Here is a 4,355-nt window from a genome sequence, read left to right on the forward strand (position 1 = left end):
AGGCCGACGCGGCCGGCGGCGCCCCCGTCTGCCGCCGCCTCGTCGGCCGTACCGCCGTCGTCACCGGCGCGGGCAGCGGCATCGGCCTCGCCACCGTGCGCCGGCTCGCCTCCGAGGGGGCCCGCGTCGTCTGCGCCGACATCGACGAGGCGGCGGGCCGCGCCGCGGCGGCCGAGTCCGACGGCCTCTTCGTCCGGGCGGACGTCACCGACGCCGAGCAGGTCGAGGCGCTGTTCGAGGCCGCGTACGACACGTACGGCAGCGTCGACGTCGCCTTCAACAACGCCGGCATCTCGCCGCCCGACGACGACTCGATCCTCGACACGGGACTCGACGCGTGGCGGCGCGTGCAGGAGGTCAACCTCACCTCCGTCTACCTGTGCTGCAAGGCAGCCATCCCGTACATGCGCCGCCAGGGCCGGGGCTCCATCATCAACACCGCGTCCTTCGTGGCCAGGATGGGGGCCGCGACCTCGCAGATCTCCTACACCGCGTCCAAGGGCGGCGTGCTCGCCATGTCACGCGAACTCGGTGTCCAGTTCGCCCGCGAGGGCATCCGCGTCAACGCGCTGTGCCCGGGGCCGGTCAACACCCCGCTGCTGCGTGAGCTGTTCCCGAAGGACCCGGAGCGCGCCGCGCGCAGGCTGGTGCACATCCCGCTCGGCCGGTTCGCGGAGGCCACCGAGATCGCCGCCGCGGTCGCGTTCCTCGCCAGCGACGACGCGTCGTTCGTCAACGCGTCGGACTTCCTCGTCGACGGCGGCATCTCCGGCGCGTACGTCACGCCGCTGTAGCCGGGCGCGCGCCGGGTCACGCCGCCGCGACCCGGCACGCCCGGCCGGGCCGACGTCCGGCCCAGGGCGGCGCCCATGTCCGTTCGGCATCCGCCTCGTTCGGCGCCCGCCCCGGTCGGCATCCGGCCCCGGGTCAGCGGACGAACGCCACCCCGGCGTACGCCGAGTCGGCGCCCGGAAGGCCGCTGTCCGCGGGCTCCGGCGTGTCCTTGTGCCAGCAGGGCACCACGCCGGGCTCCACCAGGTCGAGCCCTTCGAAGAACCGCGACACCTCCGCGTGCGTACGGGGCCGCAGGTCGATCCCGGCGGCCCGGTACTCGTCCGTGCGGTCCTGCTCGGGCGTGAGCCGGTCCATGCTCAGGTGCGAGAGGATCAGGCAGCTGCCCGGCGCGAGCGGCGCGAGCAGCGTCCGCACCAGGCCGTACGGATCGCCGTCGTCGGGCACGAAGTGCAGCAGCGCGATCAGCGACAGCGCGACGGGCCGGGTGAAGTCGAGTGTCTCGCGGGCCTGTTCGAGGATGGTCTCCGGATCGAGGACGTCCGCCTGGACGTACGCGGTGCGCCCCTCCGGGGAGCTGACGAGCAGCGCTTCCGCGTGCCGGAGCACGATCGGGTCGTTGTCCACGTAGACGACCCGGCACGTGGGGTCGACGTCCTGCGCGATCTGGTGGAGGTTCGGCTCGGTCGGAATGCCCGTACCGATGTCCAGGAACTGCCGGACGCCGCTCCCGGCCGTCCAGGCGATCACACGGCGCATGAACGCCCGGTTGGCCGCCGCGCCGTTCACCGCCTCCACCGGCAGCCGCTCGGCGACGGCCTGGTCCACGGGGTAGTTGTCCTTCCCGCCGAGCAGGTAGTCATAGATGCGCGCCGGGTGCGGCCTGCTGGTGTCGACCGGCTTGGCGGGCATGCCTGATGCCATCGGGAGGCCTCCTCGTTCTCCGGCCGTGACCACCTCGTGAGTACGGCCGCCATACGCACGGACCTTGCCACACGACCGCGCCCCACGCGACACCCCGGTGCACAGACCCGGACGAAGCGTCATGCGGCGCGATCCACGGGGGCGTTGGGACGGCGCCCGCTACAGGAACGTACGTCCCTCGCCCCGGTACGTCGGCACCGTCGCGGTCACCCGGTCGCCCTCGATCAGGTGCAGCGCGGCGAACCGCTCGCACATCTCGCCCGCCTTCGCGTGCCGGAACCACACCGTGTCGCCGATCAGCAGATCGTCCGCCGCCGAGCCCAGCAGCGGCGTCTGCACCTCTCCGGGCCCCTCCTGCCCGTCGTAGCGCAACCCCTCAGGCAGGTAGGGGACCGGCAGCCGGTCGGGGCCCGCGGCGCCCGAAGCCGGATAGCCGCCGCCCAGGACCGTCACCACCCCGACCCCTGGCCTGCGCACCACGGGCTGCCCGAACAGCGCGGCCGGACGCCCGGAGAACGCCGTGTAGTTGTCGAACAGGCGCGGCTGGTAGAGCCCCGAGCCCGCGGCGATCTCCGTCACCGCGTCCTCCGCCGCCGTGTGCTGCACGCTGCCGGTACCGCCGCCGTTGACGAACTCCAGCCCGGGCGCGACCGCCCGCACCGCGCGCACCACCTCCGCGCGCCGCCCCGCGAGCTCCTTGCGCGCCGCCGCCTGCATCAGCCGGATCGCGCGCGAGCGCAGTGGACGGTCCGCCACCGCGTCGCCGACCCCCGCCACATGGCCCTCGTACCCCATCAGGCCGACCAGCCGGAACCCCGGCCTGCGCGCCACCGACCGTGCCAGCTCCGCCAGCTGCGCCGGCTCGCGCAGCGGCGAGCGCAGCGCGCCGATCCGCACCCGACCGCCGAACATCCGCAGCGACGTGTCCAGTTCGAGGCAGACCCGGATCTCCTCGCGGCCCCGGTCGCGCGCCGCGTCGATCAGGTCCAGCTGCGCCGGGTCGTCCACCATCACGGTGACCGCGCCCGCCAGCTTCGGATCGGCCGCGAGCTCCGCGTACGCCGAGCGGTCCGCCGACGGGTACGCGAGCAGCACGTCGTCGAAGCCCGCCCGCGCCAGCCACAGCGACTCCGGCAGGGTGAAGGACATCAGGCCCGCGAAGCCGTCCCGCGCCAGGACCCGCTCCAGCAGGGCCCGGCAGCGCACCGACTTGCTGGCCACCCGGATCGGCTTGCCGCCCGCGCGCCGCACGAGGTCGTCGGCGTTCGCGTCGAAGGCGTCCAGGTCCACGACGGCAAGCGGTGCGTCGAGATGCGCGGTGGCCCGGTCGTACCGGGCCCGGTCCGAGGCGAGGGGAGTCATGGACCGAGCTTGCCAGAGGGGATTACCCGGCGGTAGACGTACGCGCTTCCCCGATCGCCGCACCGCCCGGCGACCGGGCGCGCGGGGCCCCGGCCGCTCCGCGAGCCCGTAGAGTTACGTCCGGACTTCACGACTTCACGCGAACGCGCCCGTCCCGTACGGCGATCCGCAGCGCGGCCGGGCACGGGCGCCCTGCCAGGCAGGTAACGGCACCAGGACCCGGAGGGGCGGATGAGCATCGAGGCGCGGGGCTCCTCCGTACCGCCGCCGCCCGAGGCGCCCCCGTCCGTACCGGCGAAGCCACCGGCGCCGCCCCTGCGGTCCGTGCCGTCCCCGCAGTCCGCTCCGCCACTCCAGGCGCCCGCCGAGCCGCGGGCCACCCCCGCTCCGGGGGCCGGCGCCGCCGTGCCGCCGCTGCGCGAGGTCTGGCCGCCGTGGCCCGCCGAGCACGCGGAAGGCACCGGACGCCCGCCGGCCGCACCGGGGAAGCGGTTCTCGCGCACCGCCGTCGTCGTCACCCTGCTCGTCCTCGGCCTCGGCCTCCTCGGCGGCGCGGTCACCGGGAACTGGCTGCTGGACGACGACCCCGGCACGCCCTCCGCGGTCAGCCGCTTCGACACGGCCCGCGGCCTGTGGCACTCCACGCCCGTCGACACCCTCTTCCCGCCCGTCCTCGACGGCGCGGGCGCGGGCCCGGACGGCTCCGACCGCACCTGGACCCGGCTCGGCGTCGCCCCCGACAGCGGCTGCGCGGGCACCCTCGATCCAGCCCTCGCCACCGCGCTGCGCACCGTCGGCTGCCTGCGGGTCGTACGGGCCACCTACCGCGACGCCACATCCAGCGACGTCACGACGGTCGGCCTCGTCTTCACCCGGGCCGACCCCGCGGCCATGACCGCCCTGCACAGCGCCTTCGCCCGGCGCCACCTCGCCTCCGACACCGCCCTGCTGCCCAGCGCCTACCCGGTACCCGGCACGGCCGCCGCGGCCTTCGGCGGGCGGCAGCGCGCCACCTGGAGCGTCGACGTCCTCACCCGGGCGCCCGTCGTCGTCTACGCCGTGACCGGCTTCGCCGACGGGCGCAGCGTCACCGCGCCGGAACCCGCCGCGTCCGCCATGGCCGCGCACGACACCAGCCCCGCCGCGCAGGCCGGACTCGGCTACGAGGCGCACGGCGTCGCGGACCGCGTCGAGCGCGGCGTCCTGGCCCTGGCCGGCGCACAGACGGCGGTGCCGCGGTGAGGGCCCCCCCCCCCCGGCCCGCCCGCGCCGCGTAC

Annotated in this window: 4 protein-coding genes; 2 read left to right on the top strand and 2 right to left on the bottom strand. The window is 75.5% G+C overall.

The window, feature by feature from the left end:
* Positions 1–794, top strand: a 794-nt coding sequence (locus LCE31_RS37340; protein WP_225022516.1) for a 3-oxoacyl-ACP reductase, incomplete at its 5' end; no start/stop codon positions are given.
* A gap of 133 nt (positions 795–927) precedes the next feature.
* Here the strand turns inward: LCE31_RS37340 and LCE31_RS37345 are convergent.
* Together LCE31_RS37345 and LCE31_RS37350 are read right to left on the bottom strand one after the other, a co-directional pair.
* Complete coding sequence (locus LCE31_RS37345) at positions 928–1,716, bottom strand: SAM-dependent methyltransferase (protein WP_225022518.1); 789 nt, start codon at positions 1,714–1,716, stop codon at positions 928–930.
* Positions 1,717–1,875: 159 nt separating this feature from the next.
* Positions 1,876–3,078: an amino acid deaminase/aldolase gene (locus LCE31_RS37350; RefSeq protein ID WP_225022520.1), complete on the bottom strand. Its 1,203-nt coding sequence runs from the start codon at positions 3,076–3,078 to the stop codon at positions 1,876–1,878.
* Between the two features lie 231 nt (positions 3,079–3,309).
* Here LCE31_RS37350 and LCE31_RS37355 point away from each other — a divergent pair, with 231 nt between their 5' ends.
* A complete protein-coding gene (locus tag LCE31_RS37355; RefSeq protein ID WP_225022522.1) occupies positions 3,310–4,320 on the top strand; it encodes a hypothetical protein in 1,011 nt (336 codons plus the stop codon).
* Positions 4,321–4,355 lie beyond the last annotated feature (35 nt).

The organism is Streptomyces sp. 8L (assembly GCF_020176795.1).
Classification (GTDB): domain Bacteria; phylum Actinomycetota; class Actinomycetes; order Streptomycetales; family Streptomycetaceae; genus Streptomyces.

Excerpts from the sequence above, each read along its gene's own strand:
- LCE31_RS37345 (WP_225022518.1), bottom strand. The coding sequence starts at position 1,716 with ATGGCATCAGGCATGCCCGCCAAGCCGGTCGACACCAGCAGGCCGCAC.
- LCE31_RS37355 (WP_225022522.1), top strand. The coding sequence starts at position 3,310 with ATGAGCATCGAGGCGCGGGGCTCCTCCGTACCGCCGCCGCCCGAGGCG.
- LCE31_RS37350 (WP_225022520.1), bottom strand. The coding sequence starts at position 3,078 with ATGACTCCCCTCGCCTCGGACCGGGCCCGGTACGACCGGGCCACCGCG.